The organism is Streptomyces sp. MZ04 (genome assembly GCF_004684775.1).
GTDB lineage: Bacteria > Actinomycetota > Actinomycetes > Streptomycetales > Streptomycetaceae > Streptomyces.
In genome coordinates this window covers 1-20,595 of sequence record NZ_SRIC01000140.1, presented here as the reverse complement: position 1 = coordinate 20,595, position 20,595 = coordinate 1, and the positions used below count along the sequence as shown (strand labels likewise).

Here is a 20,595-nt window from a genome sequence, read left to right as displayed (position 1 = left end):
GCGCTGGGGGAGGAGGGTAGCGGGTGCGGGCATCTGGAGTCCTTGAAGGAGAGATGAGGGACGGGGCTTCGGGCCCGGCCGCGTGCGTCGCGGCTGATCGCGGGGAGTGCCCCGGACCAGGACACCCCCCTGGCCGTGGCGGTCAGTCCGAAAGGGCGCCGGTGATCGTGGGCAGCCCCTGGACGGTGCTGATTGAGGCTGAGGGAGAGAGGACCTTGAAGGCGTGCTTCCAGCCCCGGTCCACGAGCGTGAGCAGTTCGCCCGTCGGCAGCGCCAGCGACAGCCGGTTGGAGCTGGTGTAGCCGAGCCGCTGGTAGAACCCGGTCAGCTCGCGTTCGTGGCGCAGCGTCAGCGCCGCGTATTCGGCTTCCCGGAAGGTCGCTTCGGCCTGTTGAAGGAGCGCACGGGCGATACCCCGCCTGCGATGCTCGGGCCGAACAGCCAGTGCGTGGACGGTCGAGAGGCGGTGCACGAGCCGACGCCTCACCAGGCCGGGCGCGCGCCCCGGCTTGGTGATCCAGTTCGGCGGTCCGCAGACGATGGTGCCCACCGGGAAGCCGTCACGGTCCTCGGCGATCAGAAAGTGATTTTCCCGGTGGGACAGCGGACCGTCGTCGGTGGCGGTGAGAGCGAACCGCATCGGCGCGAGGGCGGAAGGCACCGCCTCAGAGGGCACCTGAAGATCAACCAGGGAGGCCAGTTCGATGACGGTGTCGCCGTCAGCAGGAGTCGCGGTGCGGATCCGGATGTCGGTAGCGGCGCGGAGAGAGGTTTGGACGTGCACGGTGGGTCCTTTGCGCTTCGCGGCCGGAAGGTCGCGGGAATCCGGCCGGTGGAGAATGCGGTGAGGGGGCGCGGGCGTGGCGCGGCTAGTCGGCGCGGACGCTCCAGCCGAAGAAGAGCCAGCTCGGCTCGGCCGTGGGGTGGGTCAGCAGCAGCGCTCCGGCGGCGCCGGAGCGGACGCACGGCGCGTCGTCCTCGATGAGGCGGTCGGCCAGCCACTCGGCGTCGTCCTCGCTGAGCGGCGCGCCGTCGGCGCCGACGGCCGCGTTGTAGGAGGCGTTGGAGCAGCCCGCCTCGTCGGCGTGCAGCGGCGCCCGGTCGCCTACGACGGTGACGGCCGCGACCTTCGTCAGGTCAGCGCGGGGCGAGAAGGGGTCGGTGGGCTGCGCGATGTCCTTCGCGGTGTAGGCCGCGAAGGCCTCTTGCGGCGTGGGACCGCTCGCGGTGAAGCGGAACAGCATGGGGTACAGGTGCATGGCAATCCTCGGAAGCTGCGGGCGCCAAAGCGGCGTGCGGTGACCGGATGTGTCTGCTGTGGCACAGAAGAAGAAGAGGGGGCGCCGTACTGCCCGGCGCGACAATATCAAGATACATAGCGAAAGGTGAAAATGCAACGCCCCTGTTGAGAGTCTTCCTCAGCCATCGCGTGGAAGGATCTGTGTCCCGGCGCCAGGCTGATGCATCCGCAGGTCGCAATGTCAACGGTCTTGACGGCACTGGCTACTTGGGGGAGTGCTCCTTGTTCATCGACCGGCTGCAGCCCGCCTTCCCCCCCCCGTAGCACTGGCCGCCCGTAAGGCCGCACTACCTGCTATCCCGGCCTCCCGCACCGCAGAGCCCTCCATCGGGACGCCCTTGGGCGCAATGAGCGCTGACGTTCCGGGCAGCTCGACGAGCCAGAGCGGCTCGTCCAGCGGTGCGCTGACGCACCCGACCCGGAAGCAGGAAGTCGGACATCAGGTTCCCCCGGGCTGCCTGGGACCGCTACCGTGGCTCCATGACGCAGTTCCAGGTCGACATGAGCGATGAGTCGGGCAGCACGGTGAACCAGGCCGCCGCCGCCAGCGGCGTCGACCCCAACACCTATGTCACTTCGCTCGTCGAAGAGCAGTTGCCCAGGCACCTGTTCCTCACCGGCGCGCAGGCGTGCGTCGACAAGTTCGGCGAGGCCCTCGCGGAACGTTTCGGCCCGAGCAGCACCGGCCACCAGGCTGCCTGAGCAGAAGGACCTTCGTGCAACTGCTCACGATCGACCGCGCCTGGCTGTTGGAGATCATCGAACACCAGCTTCGTGATCAGCCGGACATCATGGACTGGGGTGCGACGGCCGCGGCCGTCGCGCGCCACAGCGACATGGTGATGGACCAGGTGGTCTACCCGGAGCCGCACCACCGAGCGGCTGCCCTGCTTCAGTGCCTCCTGCGCATCCCGGCGCTGGCCCACTCCAACGAGATCTTCGCCCTCTCCGTGGCGTACGGATACCTGAACATGTGCGGTTTGACCGTGACAGCGAAAGCCGACGAGGTGGGCGACCTCATCCAGGAAACTCTTGCGGGAAGGCTGGACGTGCGCCAGATCGCCGCCCGTTTCAAGAGCTGGACCAGCTGAGCATCCGACGACCGCGGTGGATGTGGATAAGGCGTTCCCACGAAGCTGCGACGCTCGTAGATGGCAGCGAAGCGGACCAACTCGCGAGAATGTCGCACGAGCAGTCCATCAGCGATATGCAGCTGGAGTCCGTCCGGCCACGCCAGACAGGCCGCGATGTGGTCCAGCACTGATCGGCAGCTTGAAATTCCACGTCGAGAGCTGTGACACGACACAGGTGGTCGGACGCAGTAGATGCTGGCGGCGACCGCGCATTGCTGAGTCCGCCCTCACCGCCTGAATCATCCCTGTGCCCCCAGCTGCTCTTCGATGGCTGCCAGACCCTCTTTCGATAAAGAACCGTTGCGGCAGGCGATTTCGGCATTAATCGATCGCCCTACGGACGGAATTTTGCGGGGCGACTGCGATCCAGATATCCGGGCTGTCGGGTCCCCACCCGGGCTCAGCAGCCCACTCCGCGATGACGGGTTCCAGTGCAGAACCTCGCTCGGGACCATCGTCTGTTGCATCACGGACCGCGACGTTAACGCTCCTCAGGCCTCTGGCCTCCCACCATCTCGCTTCAGTGTCGCCGCCTGGGGTAGAACCAGATGCAAAGAAGGGGGAGTTGCCATGGCGCGAGAGGATGCGGACAGCGATGGTGCCCTGACTGATGAAGAGAAGGACGGCATCGGCGGGATGCCGATCGAGGACCCCGGCCAGGAGGACGAGGACGGCGGGGAGACGTAGTCGTGGCCACGAATGCCTGGGAGCAGTTGGTCGGCGAGGTGGCAGCTGCCGTCAGCCTGCCGTCGGCCTGGCGGGCCGTGTTCGAGGCGGTGCCCCGCGCTCGTTTCGTTCCGGAGGATGTGTTCGTGCCGGAGCCGGGCGGTGGACGCCGCTACCGGAGGGTGAACCGGAGCACGGCGCCACAAGAGTGGGACGAACTGGTCTGCGCGAAGGGCCAGGTCATCACGCAGCTCAGTTCTTCGACATTCGATGGCGCGCCCGTGCCCTCGTCATCGTCGTCCGCGCCCGAGGCGGTCGCATCCATGCTCGCGCTGCTGGACTGCTCCCCCGGCGCGCGGGTGCTCGACCTGGGCAGTGGCACCGGCTGGACGGCGGCGCTGCTGGCCGCCTACGGCGCGCTCGTGGTGACGATTGAGGCTGACCCCGATCTGGCCCAGAAGGTGCGGGCCAACCTGGGCGGTTGCCGCCCGCCGGTGACCATGCTGTGCGCGGACGCGACGCGAGGGCATGCCCAGGGCGCGCCGTACGACGCGCTGCACTGCGCCTTCTCCGTGCGCCACATCCCCGGGACATGGGTCGGGCAGGTACGGCCCGGCGGACGGATCGTCGTCCCGTTCGGCAGCCTGTTCTCCAACACCGGGCTGCTGCGTCTGACCGTACGTGCGAATGGCGAGGAGGCCGAGGGGCACTTCGTGGGCGGTGTGGCGTTCATGTGGGAGCGCGGACAGCGGCCCGCGTGGTCCGAGGCGGCCGCCGACGCCCCGGAGCTGTCTGCCGCCGCGGGCGATCCCCGCGCCGTCCTGGCGACCGGTGCGGCACGCTGGGCGATCGGCCTGCAGGTCCCCGGCGTCACCTGGGACCCGGTGCCCGCCGGCGGCGACCGGCTGCTGCGCCTGTGGTGTACCGACGGCTCCTGGGCCACCGTCGCCGTGGACGCCTGGAGCACGGCGGACGCCGTCGCACAGTGCGGTCCGCGTCGCCTGTGGGATGAGGTGTGCGCGGCCTGGACCTGGTGGGACGGACACGGCCGGCCGGCCCGGACCCGCTTCGGCGTGAGTGCCGACCGCTCAGGTACCTGCCGCATCTGGCTCGACAGCCCTCTCACACCGGTCCCCCGCCGTGAGTTGGTCACCCGGCGGCCTCCGGACGGGCCCGAACCGGAGTGAGGCAGCGCGTCCGAGGAGCTTCACTCCGGTTCGGGGCAAGGTCTCCGTCGGCACCCCCTGAGCAGCGCTAGACGAACTGCATCACGTAGGCAGCAAAGGCGACGTCGAGTACCACCCGCTGTGACTGGAGCTCGACCAGTGGAGAAGACCCCGACGCAGAAGGCTCCTGTGACACTGCGCCGTCATCCTTCACCGTGTGAGCGATCATGAAATTCCCCAGGCAGGGCGGGTTCACACACCGGCGGCGCATCAGCAAGATCATGGGTGAAGTACCGCTTCCGTCGATGCCAGGATGCCGAGCCGACGGCTGAGCGGAACCCATCAGGTGAGCCCTCGGGCACGTCAACACTGCGTCGCTCGAAGGAAGTGCTCGGGGATGACAGTGCCTCATGCTTCAGGCGATTGCCGTACCGTTCTCGGACTGCGCCTGTCCAGGGGAGTGCGGCAGGCCGGATTGGGGAGAGGACGGCACTGAGGTGGACGCAGACGATGGGGGAGCCTGGGGCGAACGAGCAATCTGCCGAACTGCTGATCCCGATGAGCTGTTCGTCGACGGCGCGGCCCAGAGCAGGGCGAAGGCAGTGTGCACCGGCTGCCCGGTGAGGATGGAGTGCCTGTCCTACGCCTTGGACAAGAGGATCGAGCATGGCATCTGGGGCGGTATGACGGAGCGGGAGAGGCGAGCTCTCCTGCGGCGCCGGCCCACCGTGACGTCCTGGCGGCGCTTGCTGGAATCAGCACGTGTCGAACACGACCGGCAGAGCGAAGCGCACCGGGACTCCACCGGTGGATGGGGGGCGGCTGGCTGATCGTCACTGCGTGCCTCCGGGGCCGGTACCGCCCGCCGGGTCGTCCCAGGTCTTCCAGTGCAGGACGACCCGGTCGTCGTAGAGGGCGTCGGGCTCGGGGGCCGGTCCGGCGAGGAGTTCGATCCGTGTGAAGAACGAGGCGCACAATTGCCGCTTGCGGTGCGGTGCCTCGGCTGCGCGGTGGTCCCACCACTCGGCCAGCCAGCGAGGGCTGAAGGTGTCCTCGTCCATGAAGCGGTTAAGGGTGCGGCGCTCGGCATGCAGTTCGCGGCGCCTGGCCTCGATCTGCTCGGCGGGGACGCCGTCGAGAGCGTCCCGGGTCGCGAGGTCCTCCGTCAGGGTGGACAGGTCCGTCTCGACCATCGTGAGCAGGGCCTGGGTCAGGGCGTCCGCGACGGCGGGCTTGGCCATCTCGCCCAGCACTTGGTGGGCGACGTAGTCCTCGAGTTCCAGGGCAGGCATCGTCGCCTGGGTGCACTTGTCGTGCGCCTTCTGCAGACACTCGTAGGCCGGCTCCGCGGCCCCGGCCGGGAGGGGCGACATGGGGCCGTGGCAGTGGCCGCACTCCACCAGGAGGTCGGCCAGTATGTCGTCCCACTGCTGCACGGAGTCACTCACGTGGTGCTTCTTTCGAACTTGGTCGGGACCGCGCGGACGGCGCAGTTCCTTGAGGTCAGGGATGCGATCTTCTCAAGAGGCCACCGGATTCGGGGCATGAAGCGGGAGCAAGGCGCCGGGAGGAGCCTTGGGCGGGGTGCGTCGGACGGGCGCGGCTTGATTGCATCCAGATCTGCGGTCCCTCGCCGCGAAAGCGGGTACGGCCGGGGCCCGCACAACTCGCAGGTCCGTTCCGGGGCGCACTCCGCCGTGTCGATCAAGGCGGTGATCCGGTCAGCGGATTCCCCATCGAACTCACTCCCCATCGGCCTCGGGACCGATGGTCCGGCTCTCGGGGCCTCGCAGGAGTTGGCTCAGTCGCCTGGGCGCATCAAGGCGTCTGGTGCCCGTCGTTCTTCGGCTCGACTCCTGCTCGCGGCCCTGCCGTTGCCACCCTTCGGTACACCACTCCCGCGTCTTCGCGTTGCCGCGAAGACGACCTGTCGTTGACCCCTGGGGGCCTTCTGGCCATGCATGAGATGAGGCACGTAGATGAGTACGACAACGGCGAAGAGCAAAGCATGGTCAGCGGGGATGTCGCAGGACAAGCTGGCCTGGTACGCCATCCAGAACCCGCACGATGAACTGCCCCTGGGGCCAGTCGGCCAGCTGATGCCCAAGCTGCTGGCCGCACTGCTCGGTGCCGGTCTCCCACTGGTCAAGGCGGGCCAGCCGATGAGGATCCGCGAAGCGCACGGCTGGCGGCTGAACCTGCACCGTGACACCCAGATGATCACGGTGTGGATGCCCGGGGAGGCCGAACCGCTGCTCACGCTCCCGGGCGAGGTCCCGCCGCGGTGGGACTACCTTGCACAGCAGGTGGGCTACGTCGTGCTGTACGCGGCGGACGACCTGGGGCTGCCACTTCGTGGCGGTGAGCGGGAGCTGCAGCGCCAGGTGTACGCGGCGGCAGAGCGAGGCCGACTGGTCGCGGCCTCCGTCGCCTACACCGCCAAGTAGTCCCTCGGCGTCGAAGCCGTTTCCCGAGTCAGACTCGCCAGGTCAAGCCCTGCGCCGGCTTCCGCCTCTCTGCTCAAGGAGTTCGACGTCGGTCTCAGTAGTACGTTGCCGACTACCTGCCGGTCGGCGGCGCATGCTGGACCGCTGAGTGCGCTCCTCCAGATGCCCGAGCACCCGGCCAGATCAGGGTCGCACCCGCGCGAGGACGATCGGTGCCTCCCCGGCGGACTGGTCCTCCTTCATCCAGTAGCCCTGCGCCGACAGGATGGCGCGCAGGGTGCATGGCGGCCTGCTGGGCGCGCCACACGCTGTCAGACCGGTTCTCCACGTGCGGGTGCTGCCGCCACAGCACGCGAAGGCCGCCAGGCCCAGGAACTACCGACAAGGCCACCCCGGCCCGGTCCTCGAAGAGGGCGGCATGAAGGTCAGAGATCGGCAGCCCGGCTTTCAGTAAAGCCACCACCACGTCTACTGCCAAGCCTCGCCGTCCCTCAGGAAGGCCGGACTCGCTGACGACCGCCCGCTCCAGAGCGCTAAGGGCCCTCGACTGCCACAGATCGTCGGTCGGGTCGGTGGTGTTCGGCTTGTTCACGGGGTGCTCCTGATGCTCGCGATCCGTTTCCACACGCCAGCTTGCCCAGATCTCCCGTCAAGATCACGGTCGGCCGCGCCTCTGTACCGCATTCGTGGCGCCGATGCCCTCACATGACATCCGTGTTGTGCCTGCGATGAACCGGACCTGCGTCGTGCCGTGCCACCAGGATGCCAAGCTGCACCCATGGACTCCGTCGACGATGCTCTCGCCCAAGTCTGGCCCGCCGAGCTGCGTACCGATCGCCTCCTCCTGCGCCCCGTCACCGCCGAAGACGCATCCCTCGTGCGCGACTTGCTCACCGACGACAGGGTCCGTGCACACCTCGGCGGTCCTGCCACGGACGAACGCGTCACAGCGCGGCAAGCCATGTATCCGAAGACGGCCGGTGCCTGGGCTGTCGTCCGCATCGCCGACCAACAGGTGATCGGTCTGGTGACCATCGGCCCCGACCACCGGGGCGAGGGCCGCGCCGAGGTCTCCTACCAACTGCTCCCAGGCTTCTGGGGCCAGGGCCTTGGCCGGGAGGCCGTCGCCGCGGTCATCAGCTGGTGGACCGACGTCGTTCCCGCCGGCGGCCCGCTGATCGCTGTCACCCAGGCAGCGAACATCCGCTCGCGTCGCCTCCTGGAGTCGATCGGCATGATCATGGTCGACGAGTTCGACGAACACGGCGCGCATCAGTGTCTCTACACCCTCGCCGAGGAGCAGGACGACTCCGACCTGCGCTGGGCCCGCCTTCTCGCCGAGCGCCTGGACGCCGTCGAACGTCACCGAGGCGCGCAGGCACGCGCGACTGCGGCGGGCCAGAGCCTTCCCGACGCCCTGGCGGCGCTCACCCCCGACGAACTGGCCCGGCTGTGCCCCGCCCGGCACGGAGCCTACGGCCGCATCTGTGCCCGTGCCGCCGACCACACGCCGGACCTTCACCTGGGCCGGGCACCGGATGGCGCGTGGATCGCCTGGCTGATCGCGAGCGAAGCCTGACCCGTCGAGTCGGCTCAGCCGAGAGGACGGGCGGCGGAGTTCAGAACTGGTCGGCACGCTTCGGGACGAGTTCGGCGATCTCGAACTGGCAGGTCTCTGGGTGCAGTTCGAGAAAGCGGGCGATGACCTGGGTGTGCGCCTGACCGGTGAACAGGTCCAGCGCCACCCGGTCGAGGGGGCCGTCGTCCAGCTGCAGATAGGTCATCGCCAGATGGGCGCCGGCGTGCAGAGCGTCCTTCTCGGCGGGGTACGTCCAGGTGCTCAGGTCGCGCCCCGGCTCGCTGCGGTGCAGGAGAACCCACTGCCCGCCGACGGCAGTCACCGGTGCACCGACGAGAGATCGGCACATGCGGCACCACTCGGCGTTGGCAGCCACCCGGTCCTCCGCGCGGGCCTCCCAGACCGGCTCCGGCACCGAGACATGCGCGGCCGCCGGCCGCACCGGCAGAACCTGAGGCTCCTGCGTGAGCAGATCGGGAATCCGGTAGGCGGTCCGGGCGTGGCCCTTCTTGCCCCCGGAAGGCTGCCACAGCGCCCGCGGCCACACCTCGTCGAGGGACATGGAGCTGTGGGCGACAGAGTGGCCTACGTCGGACAGACGTGCGCCGGATGGCGTCGGCTCTTCGCCGGGGGGAAGCGGCAGCAGCCACCCGGCCGAGTCCTTCAGCCAGGACTGCCCGCAACCGTCACACCACTGCACGGCGGCGTCCTGCTCGGCGGGGCTGTCGTACCAGCTCGGTTCCTCTCGGCCCATGCCGAGTCGCGTCGTGGTGGACGGCTGTTCGCACGGGCAGTACTGGAACCGGTACAGCTGCACATCGGGCTGTTCGTCGCGGGAGGCATGCAACCACGCGGGATGGACACCCAGTATCCGGGCCAGGGCCTCCCGGTCACGTTCCCCGGGACGGGACCGGCCCGTTACCCAGTGCCCGATCTGGTGGGCGCCGACGCCGAGGTCGCTTCCCAGGCTGACGGCGGTCTTCGCGGTCGCGCCCTGCAGCAGTCGCAGGCGCCGCGAGAAGGGAGAGAGCTCAAGCAACCCCCACACCGGGTGGTCGGTGCGGTCGACGTACTCCTGATCGTCTTCCCACACGTCATGGTGCTCGTTGTACGACGATGCGTGCTCGGCCAGCATCTCCGTCACCCACTGGCGCACCGCGGCATCGTCCACCCACTGTTCATCGGTTGCCTTCTGAGCCGCTGCGTCCGCGTTCTCCGCCAGCACCAGCTCCTCGTGCATCGGAAACAGCCACTGCTCGATGGCCAGCAGCGCCCGGGAGGCGATGACACGTCGAGACGGCTCAGCCCTGGTCCCGCTGAGCACACCCGACAGCACGTCGACAGCTCGCACCACCAGCCGGTCCTGCCGCTTCCCCCACCCGCTCAATTCGGCCCCCTCTTGGCCCCGCCGCAGCCCCATGCATGTGACATCATCCCGGCTGCGAAGAGGGACCGCGCGACAACGCCTAAAGTTCACCCGGACCAGACCGGACCAGAGGGCCGTCGTCGATCGGCATGGAGGAGCTCGGGAGCAGGCAACCGGACACTCGAACGCGCCCACCTGGGTCCGCTGCGGCTGGCCGAAACGAGCGTCGCGTCCGGGAAGTTCGGGCTCAAGGCATCACCAGGCCTGCGCTCATGCGCGCCATCAGGACTCGGGTTCGGAGGCCCGGGGACGAGGAGAGAGAGGTGGGCGCCCGTGAGCGTGTCCGGATCGGCAGTAGCGAGCGCGGCATCCGAGGCCGCTCTCCCGCCCGGCAGGGCTCGGCATGACGTCGGCGCAACAGTGGAGCGACTTCCTGCGGGAGCGCCTGCGGGAAGATCATGAGGCCGCCGAAGGCCTCTACCCTCTCGGGTGCTGGGAGCTCACCGAGGCAGGCACGACCCCGGTCGGAGTGCAGAGCGACGCCCGTTTGCTGGCCACGGTCGACAGCGGGCACGGCCTCTTTGGGGACAACGCGCTTGCCATGCTGTTCCCGGGCCGTCGTGCTGGCCTAGCGAGCTCATGGCCACCCAGCAGGAACAAAGGCAGTAGAGGATCCCGCCGCTCCCCTCGCGCCGTAGGAAGCAACCGCAGGGAGCGGCGGATCGTCACACACCCAGCCGCCCCCGCACCGCCTGGACAGCTACCGCGGAGAGCGGCGGATCGTCACACACCTGTGCTCTCGCACAGGGTGGCAACTTGTGCGGAGCCTATAGCACGTTGGCCCGTCGCGTTCGCGTCCGAAGACAACCGGCCCTGACTTGTGGCCGAGCTGCCGGGTGGTGCGCGCCGGGCGTGGTGCCTCGTGCTCGTTGTGAAGTGCCGTGAAGTTGTCGCTGGCTAGGTGTCACATCTGTGCCACCGTCGCGTCGTTGTTCAGGTCCTTGGGCCCTCAGAGGTAGCTACAGATGTCGTGTCGAGTCGTGAGAAGCAGGCGCTGGCCGGTAATGGCATCACGGCCGACAACTTCACGGCACTTCACACAGGGGTTCACCTGTGTCGCCAGTACGCGTGGGTCTGCCGTACGTCGGCGTCGATCACGTCCCGCAGCAACTCACGGTCACCTGCGGGAAGTTGCCCGCCGAGCAGGTTGGCGGACAACCGGTACGCCTCGGCCAGCTGCGGGTCGCCGGCCGCGAGAATGCTGGAGAGCAGGGGCTCGTCCCGTTCTGACGTCTCATCCACCCGTACGACCAGCTGGCGCCGCTCCTCCTCGGATATGCGGGGCAGAGCCGAGCCCAGCTGCTCCTTCAGCTCGGCCCACGTGATGGTCTGCTGGGTGCGGGCCGTGCGCTTCAGCGCACCGCGCACGGCCGCAGCCGCGGAAGCGAGGGCTTCATCCGACAGAGCCTGATGCTGCCGCGGCGCCGGTCGCGGCCTGGCCGGCCTGTCCGCGGGCTGCTCCTTCCGCAGTGCTCGGACCTGCTGCATGTCAGACCACGGAAGGGCGCCCTTGGCTCTGCCCACGGCCGCCTCCAGCTCCCGCAGCTTCTTCGCCCGGCGCCCGGCCGAGACATTCGGGCGCTGGAGGTCGCTGACCAGGCGCCGGACCTTCAACACGGCAGCCTGCTGCTGGATCCGCTCGCGCTCCTCGGCCGAAACGGTCCTGTGCCGGGGCGTCACGCCGACGCGTGTCTGCGCCGGGGCGAGCCTGTTGAGCGCCCGCTGCCGCCGTGCTGCGGTGTCCGGCGCCGGCCGGTGGTTCTTCTCCTGCAGGAAGGCGCGAGCATGCTGCAGCACTTCCTGTTCGGCCGCGCTGGCACCGCGTCGGGTCAGCGCGGTGGCCCGGTTGTAGTGCTCGCGCACGTCCCAGGCACGCCCCTCGTCCACGGCGCGCTGCAGGTCCGCGAAGACGCCCTGCTGATAACCCGCGTGCCCGTCCAGCCACGTGAGTGCCTCATCGAGGGCCTGCTGCGCTTCCGCCCGCGCGTACGGCTCCAGGCTCTCCAGGAACGCGCCGCTTCCCTCGCAGAGCCGACGGACATGCTCGACCGTGCCCGACCGCTGCGCCGTCTCCAGCCCGCGTATCAGCCGCATCACTGCCTCCGGTATCGGCTGCGTGCGCGACGGCGCGGTCGGCGGTGTGCTCTGCAGGATCCGCACCGCGGCCTCGGTGACGAGGCCGTCCGTTCCCCACTCGCAGTCCGCCAGAGACGTCCACTCCGTGGCGTGTGCGAGGCTTTCGGTCCCGATCCACACCCGGCGGTTGGTCCCGTCGCTCTCCAGGCGCACCCGGTAGACGTACTGGCAGCGTGAGAGCGCCCCGGGCTCGAGCGGGACGTCGGCGCCGAGAATCGGGATGCCGTCCCCCCAGCTCGGTCGGACCTGTCCGTCCAGGTGGACCCTGAGCCGCCGCCCGTCGTCCAGGTCGACGTCGAGGACGGAGCCGATCGGGTCCGGGTAGGAGAAGCGGGCCGCCCGCCCGTGATCCGTCAATGACGTCTCCAACGCGCGCTTCACGTACAGGTGGTCGGCACTTGACTCACCGATGCCCCGACGCCGGCACGTGGGCTCACCACCGTGCTGCCCCTGAGGGTAGTGCTGGAAATGGCACTGACGATCGACGTACAGCTTGTCGGCCAAGCGGGCGCCGCAGCCGCCCAACAGCAGACCGCACCAGAACGTGTCGTGGCGGTGAAAGTGCCGGAAGCCGTCCAGCTCGATAGCCGTCGTCGGCAGGACCACGGGCACATCCGATTGCTCGTCACCAATCACCGCGGTCTGTACGAGCCGTGAATCACGTACCAATGCCCGCCCCCAATCACCAAGCCTCACAGTAGATTTCCCGCTCGCTCGCCGCCCGAGATCCCCATCAAATCAGCCACGCCGCCCGAGAAATTCTGGCCGCGACCGGCAACGCAACGGATTCGTGCTCCACAGCAGCAAATCCTCAAATGCCCTTCTTCGCGGCTGTTGTTGAGCAGGGGCCCATAGGGTGAGGCCCACTTGATCACGGCCTACTGGCACACGGAGCAGCCCCCGTCATCACAGACGATGCGAGGCCGACCACCCGGCACTACGTTCGCCGGGACACCGGGCGCGAAGGTTCGAGGACTGGTGCTAGGCGGGAAGCAGGGACAAGGCGTGGCCGGGTCGGCGCGCTCGGCGAGCACGTTCCCACACAGTGCGCGCAGACGCTCGACCAGGTCGACGACGGAAGACGTGGTGTTGAGGGTGGGGCCGGCGCGCTCAAATCGTCACGAGGGCAGCCGCCACTGGCAGTCTTCGGGGACCGCCGCGCAGCAGGTCACCGGGTCGGATTCCTCGCCGGGATCCGTGTGGCCATACACCTGGACGTGCACGCCGGGTTGGCCGGGCACACGCCACGGGCTGCTGGGGTCGGTCACGTTGTGGCAGACGGCGAGGGCGCGTGCGAAGGCGGTGACGGTCTCCTCGTCCGCACCGTGGATGATGACGCTGACGTGACCGGGCTCATGCAGGTGGCGTTTGGGGGTCGTCATGACCGTCCAGACGCCACCGCCTGACCCGGAGTTCGGACAGACGGGTGGCTTCACCCGATCGAGCTGGCCCGGCAGCCGTCACTGCCACCGAAGATCCCGCCGTTGTTGCCCCCTGCACGGCAGAATGGTCAGCTCGACGGTCGGGGCCGACTCTGTCGCCATTGCTCCCGCCGAACACGGCAACCGCGGCGAGCACCGCACCGACGATGACCAGGGCGACGCCGACAACCAGGCCGACGAGGCGACCGGATGGACGCGGACTAGACATGGGGGCCTTCCTCGCAGGGTGTGGAACGGCGCGAGGGTGGAGCATCCGAATGCCTTGCGGCGTGCGCCTACGCTCGGAGGATGAGCACGACAGAGATCCGTGAGCCGGAGCAGGCGCGGCCGTGGCGTCCCGGGGATGGCCCGGAGCCGACGGTCACGACGTGGCCGGCCGGTGACCGGCCCGCGCTGCGGGTGTGGTCACACGGGAGCTGGCGGTACGCGCCGGTCCTGGCCCTGCAGGAATGGGCGGATGGCACGATCGTCTATCAGGTGAGCGTCGACCTGCGTGGCGACACCGCGGTGACGACGTGCCTGTACCGGTGGCCGCAAGAAGGGCTCCGCTCCGCGCACGTCAGCACAACGCGGCCGTCCACGGACGCCGGCGTGGCGCGAGGGGACATGCCCCGGCCCCGTCCGCCCGTCGACAAGGCCGGGCGGACAGGCGCCCGTGATCGGCGGCACGCAGTGAGCGGTGAGGCAGTGAGCGGTGAGCGGCCCTCGTTCGCGTGCCCGGTGTGCACGCACACCTCGCACCACCCGCAGGATGCCGAGAACGAGTATTGCGGGCACTGCCGACGGTTCACAGCGGCCGAGCAGCGCGCGGCGCACGCGCGCGATGGTCTAGCGGCCGCGCGGCAGCACGCCGACGACCGATAGGCCCTTCCTCAGACGGCCTTGGCGACGTCGTCCTGGACCAGCTCGGAGCCCTTCGTGGTCTCCGGCTCCAGCTCCGGCTCAACGCTCGCCGCCGGCTGCGGCGCGGCTCCCGGCTGCGCGCCGGGCATCCGCTTGAGGGCCTGCCGGGCGGCGACCGCATCGGGACCCGTGAAGCGCTCCCAGTGCGGATGCGTGTGCACGAGCACGCTCGTGTCGCGGCATGCCTCCCACAGCTTCTCGTACTCCACCACCTGCTCGGCGCTCCACCCTTTGGTGGCGGGGCGGGACGACTTGTAACCCTGCAGGACCCCACCGTGCGCCGGTTCCGGCTCCTCCCACCCCTCGTGCGGCTCCCGCGACCACGGCAGCTCGGGGTCAGCCTGGAAACGATGCAACGCCGCGAACGCCTCGGCGGCGGCCTGCTGCGCCTCGATCAGCTTGTCGGGGAAGTCGAACGGGTTGGGGGCTGTGGTGGCTTCGGTCATGTGATCGAGAGTAGTCCGCGCCACGGACATTCCCTGGACGGTGAACCAGGAGGACGCGGGGCGCAGCGGCCGTCACCTCCTGGCGGTGCTCAGCGGCGGGCACCTTGGCCGCCGCGTGCTTGCCGGTGGCCGTCTTCCCCTTGGATGAGCTCCAGGCCGATCTTGCGGGGGCGTCACTGTGGGTGGGTTTTCGGGTTCAGCCAGCTCCTCCAGCTGCTCGAGTGACCACTTCTGCGGCCGTAGAGTCGAAGCGGCGCTCGAAGCCACCTATGGCTTCGAGCGCCGCTTCTCATGGTGCAGTGTCAGGCGCGTGCGACCGCAAGGGTCTCAGCGGCCAGCTGGGTGCGGCGCTCGTGGCTGTGGTCGAGGTCGGCACGCAGCCGCTTGGCAGTCTGCGCCGGGGTCCGGTCGAGGTCAGCCTGGGCCTCCTCCAGAGCGGGGTGACCGGCCTCCTGGATCTGGCGGTAGGCCGCTTCGTCCCTCGGCGAGGAGCAGAAGAACGGCCGCTTGAGGGCAGCCTCGGCACGCTCGCGCCACATGTCGACGGCGAGGCGGGCCTCGTCGACCGCGAGCACGTAGGCGTGATGGGCGGCAAGCCAGGCCGAAGCGTTGCTCAGCGCCTCCCAGCGGAGTTCCACCTGATGCAGCAGGTGGTCGCGTTCGGCGCGGACGACCTGCTCGTGGGCCAGGAGGTCGCGGACATCGGTGTAGCGGGCGGTGGTGTCCGCGACTGCGACCAGCCGCATGCCCTCCGCGTGGGCCTCCTCGCCATGCGGGTCGGTGTCGGGGTGGGCGGCCTGCCAGCGCCGCAGCGCGGCGACGTGCTGGGCGTCGGCCATCTCGTACGTGCCGGTGAAGCCCTCGATGTCGAGCGGGGAAAGGTTCGTGATCACGGTGTTGCCTCTCGGTCGGGTCAGTTGCGGGTGGCCAGGCCGAGGGTCTCGGCGGCGAGGGTCTTGCGGCGGGCGTGCTCGGTCTCCAGTGCCTCGTGCAGCCGGGCGGCCTCCGCCTCGGCGTCGATGTCGGGCTTGTTCACCGGCGGGTGGCCAGCGGGGAGGATGGACTGCTCGTAGGCGTCGACCAGCCGGTCGGCGTCCTTTCCTCGGCGGAGGAATGCCAGGTTCATCAAGGTCTCGGCGACGGCCTTCCACGCGTCAATGGCGCGGTGGGCGTCGTCCACGGCCCGGACGTACGCCTGGTGGCCGTGCAGCCAGCTGCCCTTGTTGTTCGGGTCGGCCAGCGCCTCCCACAGGGTGTCGGCCCGGTGCCGGGCGCGGTTGCGCTCGGCACGGGCGTCTTCCTCCTCAGCGAGGCGGGCCCGCAGCTCGTTGTACTGCCCCAGCGCCAGACTCAGCGCCAACATCCTGCCGAACTCCTCCGCGGCAGGGGCCGGTCGGCCCTCGCGCTTGGCCACGACAGCGTTGTAGAGCAGGCCTTCCGACTGGTCGTCATCGACGCCATTGAACCCCTCGACGGTCACTGCGGTCATGTTCTTCTCCTTGGGCCGGTCATCGGGGTCGATCCCTGCGGACTTCAGGTCGGTGTAGACGGTCTGGCGTACGCAGCGCGCCGCCTCGGCCAGCGATCGGACGTTCGTCTCGCCCGCCGTCCACGCCTCGGCGAGCAGCCGGGCTCGGGTGCCGGGGACGGACCATGCACGCAGTGCCGCCATCGCTTCCTCGCGTTTCGAACTCACCCCACCATCATGTGTCCAATATTTAGACATGCCTATTCATTGGACTTGTATTGGCTGGGAGAGAGGGAGGATGGCTCGTTCACGACTGACGTGTCTCAGCGAAGGTGCTGCGGTTCTCACCACAGGTGAACGGGTGCTCGTTCGTCTCGCCGAAGACTGATTGCGCAGCTCAGGGCCCGTGTTGGCAGCGCCGCCACGAGTCAGCTGCCCGGTAGTGCCCGGCGGAAAGACTCGCGCGGTGCTGCTTGCCCCAGGCCACCCCCACCTGACTCAGCGCCTCCACCGTGTCGCTGACCAGGCCCGTTCACCTTCGGTGAGACGAACGAGCATCCGTTCACCTGTGGTGAGAACCGCTCAAGCTCCGCCGAGACGGGTCAACGACTACCGCAGTAGGTACCGGATCTACTGCGGAAGCCCCTCGGTAGTTCGGCACTGCCCAGCGCTGCCCCGACTCGTCGTCGCCCGCCGCACCTGCGGCCCGCTGTTCCTCACCAGCGTTCCTACCGGCACTCCCATTCACACCGTCCGCGTCGAAGACCAACCGGACCTCATGGCTGTACGAGCCGTGCGTACGGGGCGGGTGCTTGGTTACTGGACTGACGTCCATGTGCCGTTCCTTGGGCCGGGGTGAGGCGGGGACGCGGCACGGACGGTGCAGGGCGCACCGTGGGCGGAGCAAGGAGCAGGGCAGCAACCTTGTCGAGCCACGTCTGGAACGCGTCGGGCGCACCACAGCCAGCCCGGAGCGCTACTGCCCACGCCTGCCTGGTCGTACCGATGCCTGGGAGCACCGCGTCCAGGTGGCCGGAGGGCAGCCGCACGCCGACGGCGGCCGCCAAGTCCCGTAGGAACCAGAGGACTTCCCCGTCCAGAACGCGTACGCGGACGGGGGCGTGGCCGTAGTAGAACGTCCTCGTGGACGGCACGGAACGCGCCGCCTGGCGCACGGGCGCCGGGCCCCGCTCCCGCACGGTGCCGGGCCCGGCGTTCAACGCGCACCGTCGGGGCGCGCGGCGCTGTACGGCCGCATCACCCTCCCGAAGTCCCAGAGCCCGGGGCGCGCCCGGTCGGACAGCAACAGGCACGGTTCGCACTGGTCGGGGTCAACGCCGTGGAAGGGCAGATCGTCGGGCATCGTGTCGAAGCTGCAGCCGAACTCCTCCAGGCTCCGTACGAGGTCGTTGAGGGCGCCGGGAGCCTGCGGATCCTTGTCCCCCCACGCGGCGCGCAGCGGCCCGTCGGGGAGCGTGACGGGGAACGGCTCGAAGGACGTGACGCCGGGGAAGTCCCACAGGATCCCGCCATGCTCGTCGCGGATGCTGTGCGGGTGGAGTTCGTCGTCGTACTCGCCTCGGTACAGCATGAGGTAGGCAGCGGTGGGGAACATGACGCGCAGCGTGTCCGCGATGGTCCGGGCGATACGGTCACCGGCCTGGTGCACGGCGTTCTTCGCGCGCCCCCAGTCGTCGAGGGTGCCGTAGGGCGGCGCGATACCGACGAGCATGGAGTCCGGCGCGAGCTCGGTCACGGAGACGGTGGCGGGGGCGATGGGCGACGCGGCGGCGGCCGGGATGCGGGTTTCGCCGACCTCGATGGAGTTGCCGGAGTAGGGGTTCACGAAGGGGCCTTCCGGGGAAGCGCGGATCGGCTTGGGGCACAGCCCGCGCGCGGATCAGTAGGTGGCGGGCTTGTGGCCTTCGACGTCGTCCACGAGCACGAGGCGGAGCGGCTGGGCGTACTCCTCGTACGCGCGCTGCACGGCGTCGCTGTGCCGGTCCACGTCGAACGCGCACCCGTTGTCGGCGCCGTTGCGCTCAGCCGCGTCCTCGAACAGTTCGTCAATGGCGGCTTGATCGCCGTCCTCGACCTGGTGGGAGTCGATGATGGTGAGCGTTTCGCCGTCGTCGGTCCAGATGAGCAGGGTGGCCACAGAGTGCTCCTCGAGGCGGGCCGCCCGGCGCGCGGCCGGGCGGCGGGATGGGCGCGCTAGCGCTTCTCGACGACCCACTTCTTCTTCTTGCGGTCCCAGGCGGTTCGGGGCGCATCGGGCCGATTGCCGGAGTACACGTAGGGCGCCGGGTACCAGTTGGTCTCCGCTCCCATGCGGTCTCCGAACAGGAGGGCGAAGCCGTCGTTGTCGAGTTCGTTCAGGGCTGCGGCGAGCCGCTGCCACTTGAGGGTCGGGTCAGCGTTGGGGGCAGGCGACGGGCTCGGCGTGGCGCACGAACCAGCCGGCGAGGGCTCCCGCAGGGCCTCCTCGGGTTCCGTCGGGACCACGGTGTGTCCATCCAGGGCGCCGTCTTCGACCTGGCGGCGGGCCATGTCGGCGGCCGCGTCGGCGGACGGCGCGGTGAAGGTGGCCGCCCACTGGCCGAAGTGGTCCTCGCTGGTTGCCAGTTCGGCCCCGGCGTCGGCGTACTCGCCGGGGATGACGTGCGCCACGTACAAGGTGTCGCTGTGGTCGCAACTCAGGCCAATGACGGTGAACACCTGGTGGTCGGCGGGCACATCGAGCTGCGTGGCCGGGCCGCCGACCACCAGGCCGAGGTTCTGGAACGTCGCGCCGAGCGCGCTCATCATGTCGCCGCGGCTGACTTCACCTTCGGTGTCGTCGCCGCGCAGGCGGCACCAGGTACGGAACAGCCCGGCCAGGGCCACGCCGCTGGTCGTAGTCGGGTCGAAGGTGAGCATGAGCGGGTCCTTCCGAAGAGGGGCGGGGCCGCGCCCCGGTGCGGGCGCGGCGCGGGGTGGGGTCAGGCAGCGGGGTCGGTGAGGCGGTCGAGGATTGAGCGGACGAAGTCCAGGCCGAGGCCGTCCACGTAGGCGTGCACGGGGGAGTTGTCGCGGGCGCGGGCCCGGTAGTCGGGCGTCTCGATCTGCCCGGTCGGGCCGACGTTCCGGCCGAAGCTGAGGCAGTCGTACGGGGCGTACTGCCGCATGGGGGCGTACGAGAAGCGGGAGTACAGGCGACGCGGGATACCGCCTGTGATCTCGTTGCCGAGCACCCTGTGCGAATGGCGAGGGCGGGTCGGCAGGAACGCGGGGAACAGCGACTCGAAGTCGGCCAACGCCCCGCCGTAGAAGCCCTCCTCGCGCCCGCCGTACTCCAGGTTGAGCGTGGGCTGCGCCATGGACGACTCCAGGAGCAAGAGCGCGGGACCGCGTTGCCAGGTGCGCACTGTGGTGTTCATCAACTGGGTGGTCCAACAGGTCGTCGCGATGCGCCGCGCGGCGAACGCGCCGCCGAGCTCGTCGAGGAAGTCGCGGGCGGCGCGCGCCGGATCAGTGGCGGGGGCCTGCGCGGTGTCGAGATCCGGGAGGGCGCTGCGCAGGATCTCTCGGGCTGTGTCGGACGGGCGGGCGCCGGGGACGGCGATGAGTGGATACGTGGCGCTTTCACCGCGTCGTTCCCACGCGAGCGTGGTGTGGCCTTTGTGGAAGGCGGCGATGACCGCACGGGAACCGTCGGTGATCTGGGCGGCGGGAGCGTCGGTGTAGCCGGTACGGAAGGCAGTGACGTGCCACGGGCCGAGCGGGCTCTCGGGGAGCAGCGCGGCGACCTGGTGGGCGGCGGTGGGTGCGGAGAGGGCGGGTGTGCTGGTCACGCGGAGGAGACTCACCACTTCACCCGCAGACTCGATCAACTTCGGCAGCCGCCGGAGCAGCAACGCCGTCGGGTACAACCACGACTCGTTGCCGTGCCCTCAGCCCATCAGTCACGATCTTTGAGAGCAGTTCCGAGCTGATGGGGTACGACACCTGGGCCATGGCGGCCTTGGTGCTGCCGTTGGGAACGATCACGAGCCAGTGGCTCTTCGCGATTACCCGATCGATGAACTGCATGATCGGCCACAGCTCGGACCCAGCCGGGCAGCGCAGATCCTCGAACAGACCATCGTCGAAGACACGGTGAATCGTGATCTCGACCGAAAGCTGCTCCTTAGGTTCCGATTTGGTTGGGCGCCCAGGCGCCCCCGGGGCGGTTCTGGTACCGGACATGAAGATCCCCTCCATCAGGGTCAGCTGGTGGTGTCTCGGCCGGTTCGCCGTTCCCCCGACCTCGTGATAACCAAAGTACACATCGAACAATGAACTTGCAACAACCTGGAGCAGGTCACTCCCACAACGCTTCACCGAACCAAGCCCAGACTAGAAACTTCGCCCCGAACGCCACCCGGCCCGAACCGAGGGCACCCCTCAACCCGCCCTGTCTCTTATCCTGATTCTACTCTGAATCCGACGCTGCCGACGAATG

23 protein-coding genes are annotated in these 20,595 nt (G+C 69.1%); 8 read left to right on the top strand and 15 right to left on the bottom strand.

Annotated elements, in window-relative coordinates:
- Positions 1-142: 142 nt before the first annotated feature.
- Positions 143-784 carry a GNAT family N-acetyltransferase gene (locus E2651_RS25770; RefSeq protein WP_245239213.1) on the bottom strand — a complete coding sequence of 214 codons (642 nt, stop codon included), beginning with the start codon at positions 782-784 and terminating at the stop codon, positions 143-145.
- 85 nt (positions 785-869) lie between these two features.
- On the bottom strand, positions 870-1,259 hold the full coding sequence (locus E2651_RS25765) for a hypothetical protein (RefSeq protein ID WP_135333599.1): 390 nt from the start codon (positions 1,257-1,259) through the stop codon (positions 870-872).
- A gap of 521 nt (positions 1,260-1,780) precedes the next feature.
- Between E2651_RS25765 and E2651_RS25760 the strand changes: the two genes are divergently transcribed.
- The 4 genes from E2651_RS25760 to E2651_RS25745 all read left to right on the top strand — a co-directional run bounded on the left by E2651_RS25760 (position 1,781) and on the right by E2651_RS25745 (position 5,095).
- Complete coding sequence (locus tag E2651_RS25760; RefSeq protein ID WP_135333598.1) at positions 1,781-2,002, top strand: hypothetical protein; 222 nt, start codon at positions 1,781-1,783, stop codon at positions 2,000-2,002.
- Between the two features lie 14 nt (positions 2,003-2,016).
- On the top strand, positions 2,017-2,391 hold the full coding sequence (locus tag E2651_RS25755) for a fic family toxin-antitoxin system, toxin component (RefSeq protein WP_245239211.1): 375 nt from the start codon (positions 2,017-2,019) through the stop codon (positions 2,389-2,391).
- Positions 2,392-3,122: 731 nt separating this feature from the next.
- Positions 3,123-4,286 carry a methyltransferase domain-containing protein gene (locus E2651_RS25750; protein ID WP_135333597.1) on the top strand — a complete coding sequence of 388 codons (1,164 nt, stop codon included), beginning with the start codon at positions 3,123-3,125 and terminating at the stop codon, positions 4,284-4,286.
- 476 nt (positions 4,287-4,762) lie between these two features.
- The gene (locus tag E2651_RS25745) at positions 4,763-5,095 is read left to right on the top strand and encodes a WhiB family transcriptional regulator (protein ID WP_245239210.1); all 333 of its coding nucleotides are present in this window, start codon (positions 4,763-4,765) and stop codon (positions 5,093-5,095) included.
- A 3-nt stretch (positions 5,096-5,098) separates the two neighbouring features.
- On the opposite strand, the gene E2651_RS25740 is transcribed toward E2651_RS25745, so the two are convergent.
- Positions 5,099-5,713, bottom strand: coding sequence for a zinc ribbon domain-containing protein (locus tag E2651_RS25740; protein ID WP_135333595.1), 615 nt, complete (start codon positions 5,711-5,713; stop codon positions 5,099-5,101).
- Between the two features lie 573 nt (positions 5,714-6,286).
- On the opposite strand from E2651_RS25740, the gene E2651_RS25735 reads away from it, so the two are divergent.
- Positions 6,287-6,712 carry a hypothetical protein gene (locus tag E2651_RS25735; protein ID WP_135333594.1) on the top strand — a complete coding sequence of 142 codons (426 nt, stop codon included), beginning with the start codon at positions 6,287-6,289 and terminating at the stop codon, positions 6,710-6,712.
- A gap of 778 nt (positions 6,713-7,490) precedes the next feature.
- Positions 7,491-8,291, top strand: coding sequence for a GNAT family N-acetyltransferase (locus E2651_RS25730; RefSeq protein ID WP_135333593.1), 801 nt, complete (start codon positions 7,491-7,493; stop codon positions 8,289-8,291).
- Between the two features lie 40 nt (positions 8,292-8,331).
- Here E2651_RS25730 and E2651_RS25725 read toward each other — a convergent pair whose 3' ends face one another.
- Entirely contained in the window at positions 8,332-9,645 is a 1,314-nt protein-coding gene (locus tag E2651_RS25725; RefSeq protein ID WP_245239208.1) for a helix-turn-helix transcriptional regulator, read from the bottom strand.
- Positions 9,646-10,764: 1,119 nt separating this feature from the next.
- Positions 10,765-12,210: a hypothetical protein gene (locus tag E2651_RS25720; RefSeq protein WP_135333592.1), complete on the bottom strand. Its 1,446-nt coding sequence runs from the start codon at positions 12,208-12,210 to the stop codon at positions 10,765-10,767.
- Between the two features lie 111 nt (positions 12,211-12,321).
- Here E2651_RS25720 and E2651_RS25715 point away from each other — a divergent pair, with 111 nt between their 5' ends.
- The gene (locus tag E2651_RS25715; RefSeq protein ID WP_135333591.1) at positions 12,322-12,510 is read left to right on the top strand and encodes a hypothetical protein; all 189 of its coding nucleotides are present in this window, start codon (positions 12,322-12,324) and stop codon (positions 12,508-12,510) included.
- Between the two features lie 461 nt (positions 12,511-12,971).
- On the opposite strand, the gene E2651_RS25710 is transcribed toward E2651_RS25715, so the two are convergent.
- The gene (locus tag E2651_RS25710) at positions 12,972-13,235 is read right to left on the bottom strand and encodes a DUF6207 family protein (RefSeq protein ID WP_135333590.1); all 264 of its coding nucleotides are present in this window, start codon (positions 13,233-13,235) and stop codon (positions 12,972-12,974) included.
- 348 nt (positions 13,236-13,583) lie between these two features.
- On the opposite strand from E2651_RS25710, the gene E2651_RS25705 reads away from it, so the two are divergent.
- Positions 13,584-14,159, top strand: a complete 576-nt coding sequence (locus tag E2651_RS25705; protein WP_135333589.1) for a hypothetical protein — start codon at positions 13,584-13,586, stop codon at positions 14,157-14,159.
- Positions 14,160-14,167: 8 nt separating this feature from the next.
- Here E2651_RS25705 and E2651_RS25700 read toward each other — a convergent pair whose 3' ends face one another.
- The 9 genes from E2651_RS25700 to E2651_RS25660 all read right to left on the bottom strand — a co-directional run bounded on the left by E2651_RS25700 (position 14,168) and on the right by E2651_RS25660 (position 20,429).
- On the bottom strand, positions 14,168-14,644 hold the full coding sequence (locus E2651_RS25700; RefSeq protein WP_135333588.1) for a hypothetical protein: 477 nt from the start codon (positions 14,642-14,644) through the stop codon (positions 14,168-14,170).
- A 302-nt stretch (positions 14,645-14,946) separates the two neighbouring features.
- Positions 14,947-15,537 (bottom strand): hypothetical protein, encoded by a 591-nt coding sequence (locus E2651_RS25695; RefSeq protein ID WP_209446239.1) that lies wholly within the window; start codon positions 15,535-15,537, stop codon positions 14,947-14,949.
- A gap of 20 nt (positions 15,538-15,557) precedes the next feature.
- Positions 15,558-16,340, bottom strand: coding sequence for a hypothetical protein (locus E2651_RS25690; RefSeq protein WP_135333587.1), 783 nt, complete (start codon positions 16,338-16,340; stop codon positions 15,558-15,560).
- 548 nt (positions 16,341-16,888) lie between these two features.
- Positions 16,889-17,266 carry a hypothetical protein gene (locus tag E2651_RS25685; protein ID WP_135333586.1) on the bottom strand — a complete coding sequence of 126 codons (378 nt, stop codon included), beginning with the start codon at positions 17,264-17,266 and terminating at the stop codon, positions 16,889-16,891.
- A gap of 62 nt (positions 17,267-17,328) precedes the next feature.
- Complete coding sequence (locus E2651_RS25680; protein WP_135333585.1) at positions 17,329-17,958, bottom strand: hypothetical protein; 630 nt, start codon at positions 17,956-17,958, stop codon at positions 17,329-17,331.
- A gap of 54 nt (positions 17,959-18,012) precedes the next feature.
- Entirely contained in the window at positions 18,013-18,270 is a 258-nt protein-coding gene (locus E2651_RS25675; protein WP_135333584.1) for a hypothetical protein, read from the bottom strand.
- Positions 18,271-18,326: 56 nt separating this feature from the next.
- Positions 18,327-19,031, bottom strand: coding sequence for a hypothetical protein (locus E2651_RS44720; RefSeq protein ID WP_209446238.1), 705 nt, complete (start codon positions 19,029-19,031; stop codon positions 18,327-18,329).
- A 62-nt stretch (positions 19,032-19,093) separates the two neighbouring features.
- On the bottom strand, positions 19,094-19,945 hold the full coding sequence (locus E2651_RS25665; RefSeq protein WP_135333583.1) for a hypothetical protein: 852 nt from the start codon (positions 19,943-19,945) through the stop codon (positions 19,094-19,096).
- A gap of 19 nt (positions 19,946-19,964) precedes the next feature.
- Positions 19,965-20,429: a hypothetical protein gene (locus E2651_RS25660; RefSeq protein WP_135333582.1), complete on the bottom strand. Its 465-nt coding sequence runs from the start codon at positions 20,427-20,429 to the stop codon at positions 19,965-19,967.
- Positions 20,430-20,595 lie beyond the last annotated feature (166 nt).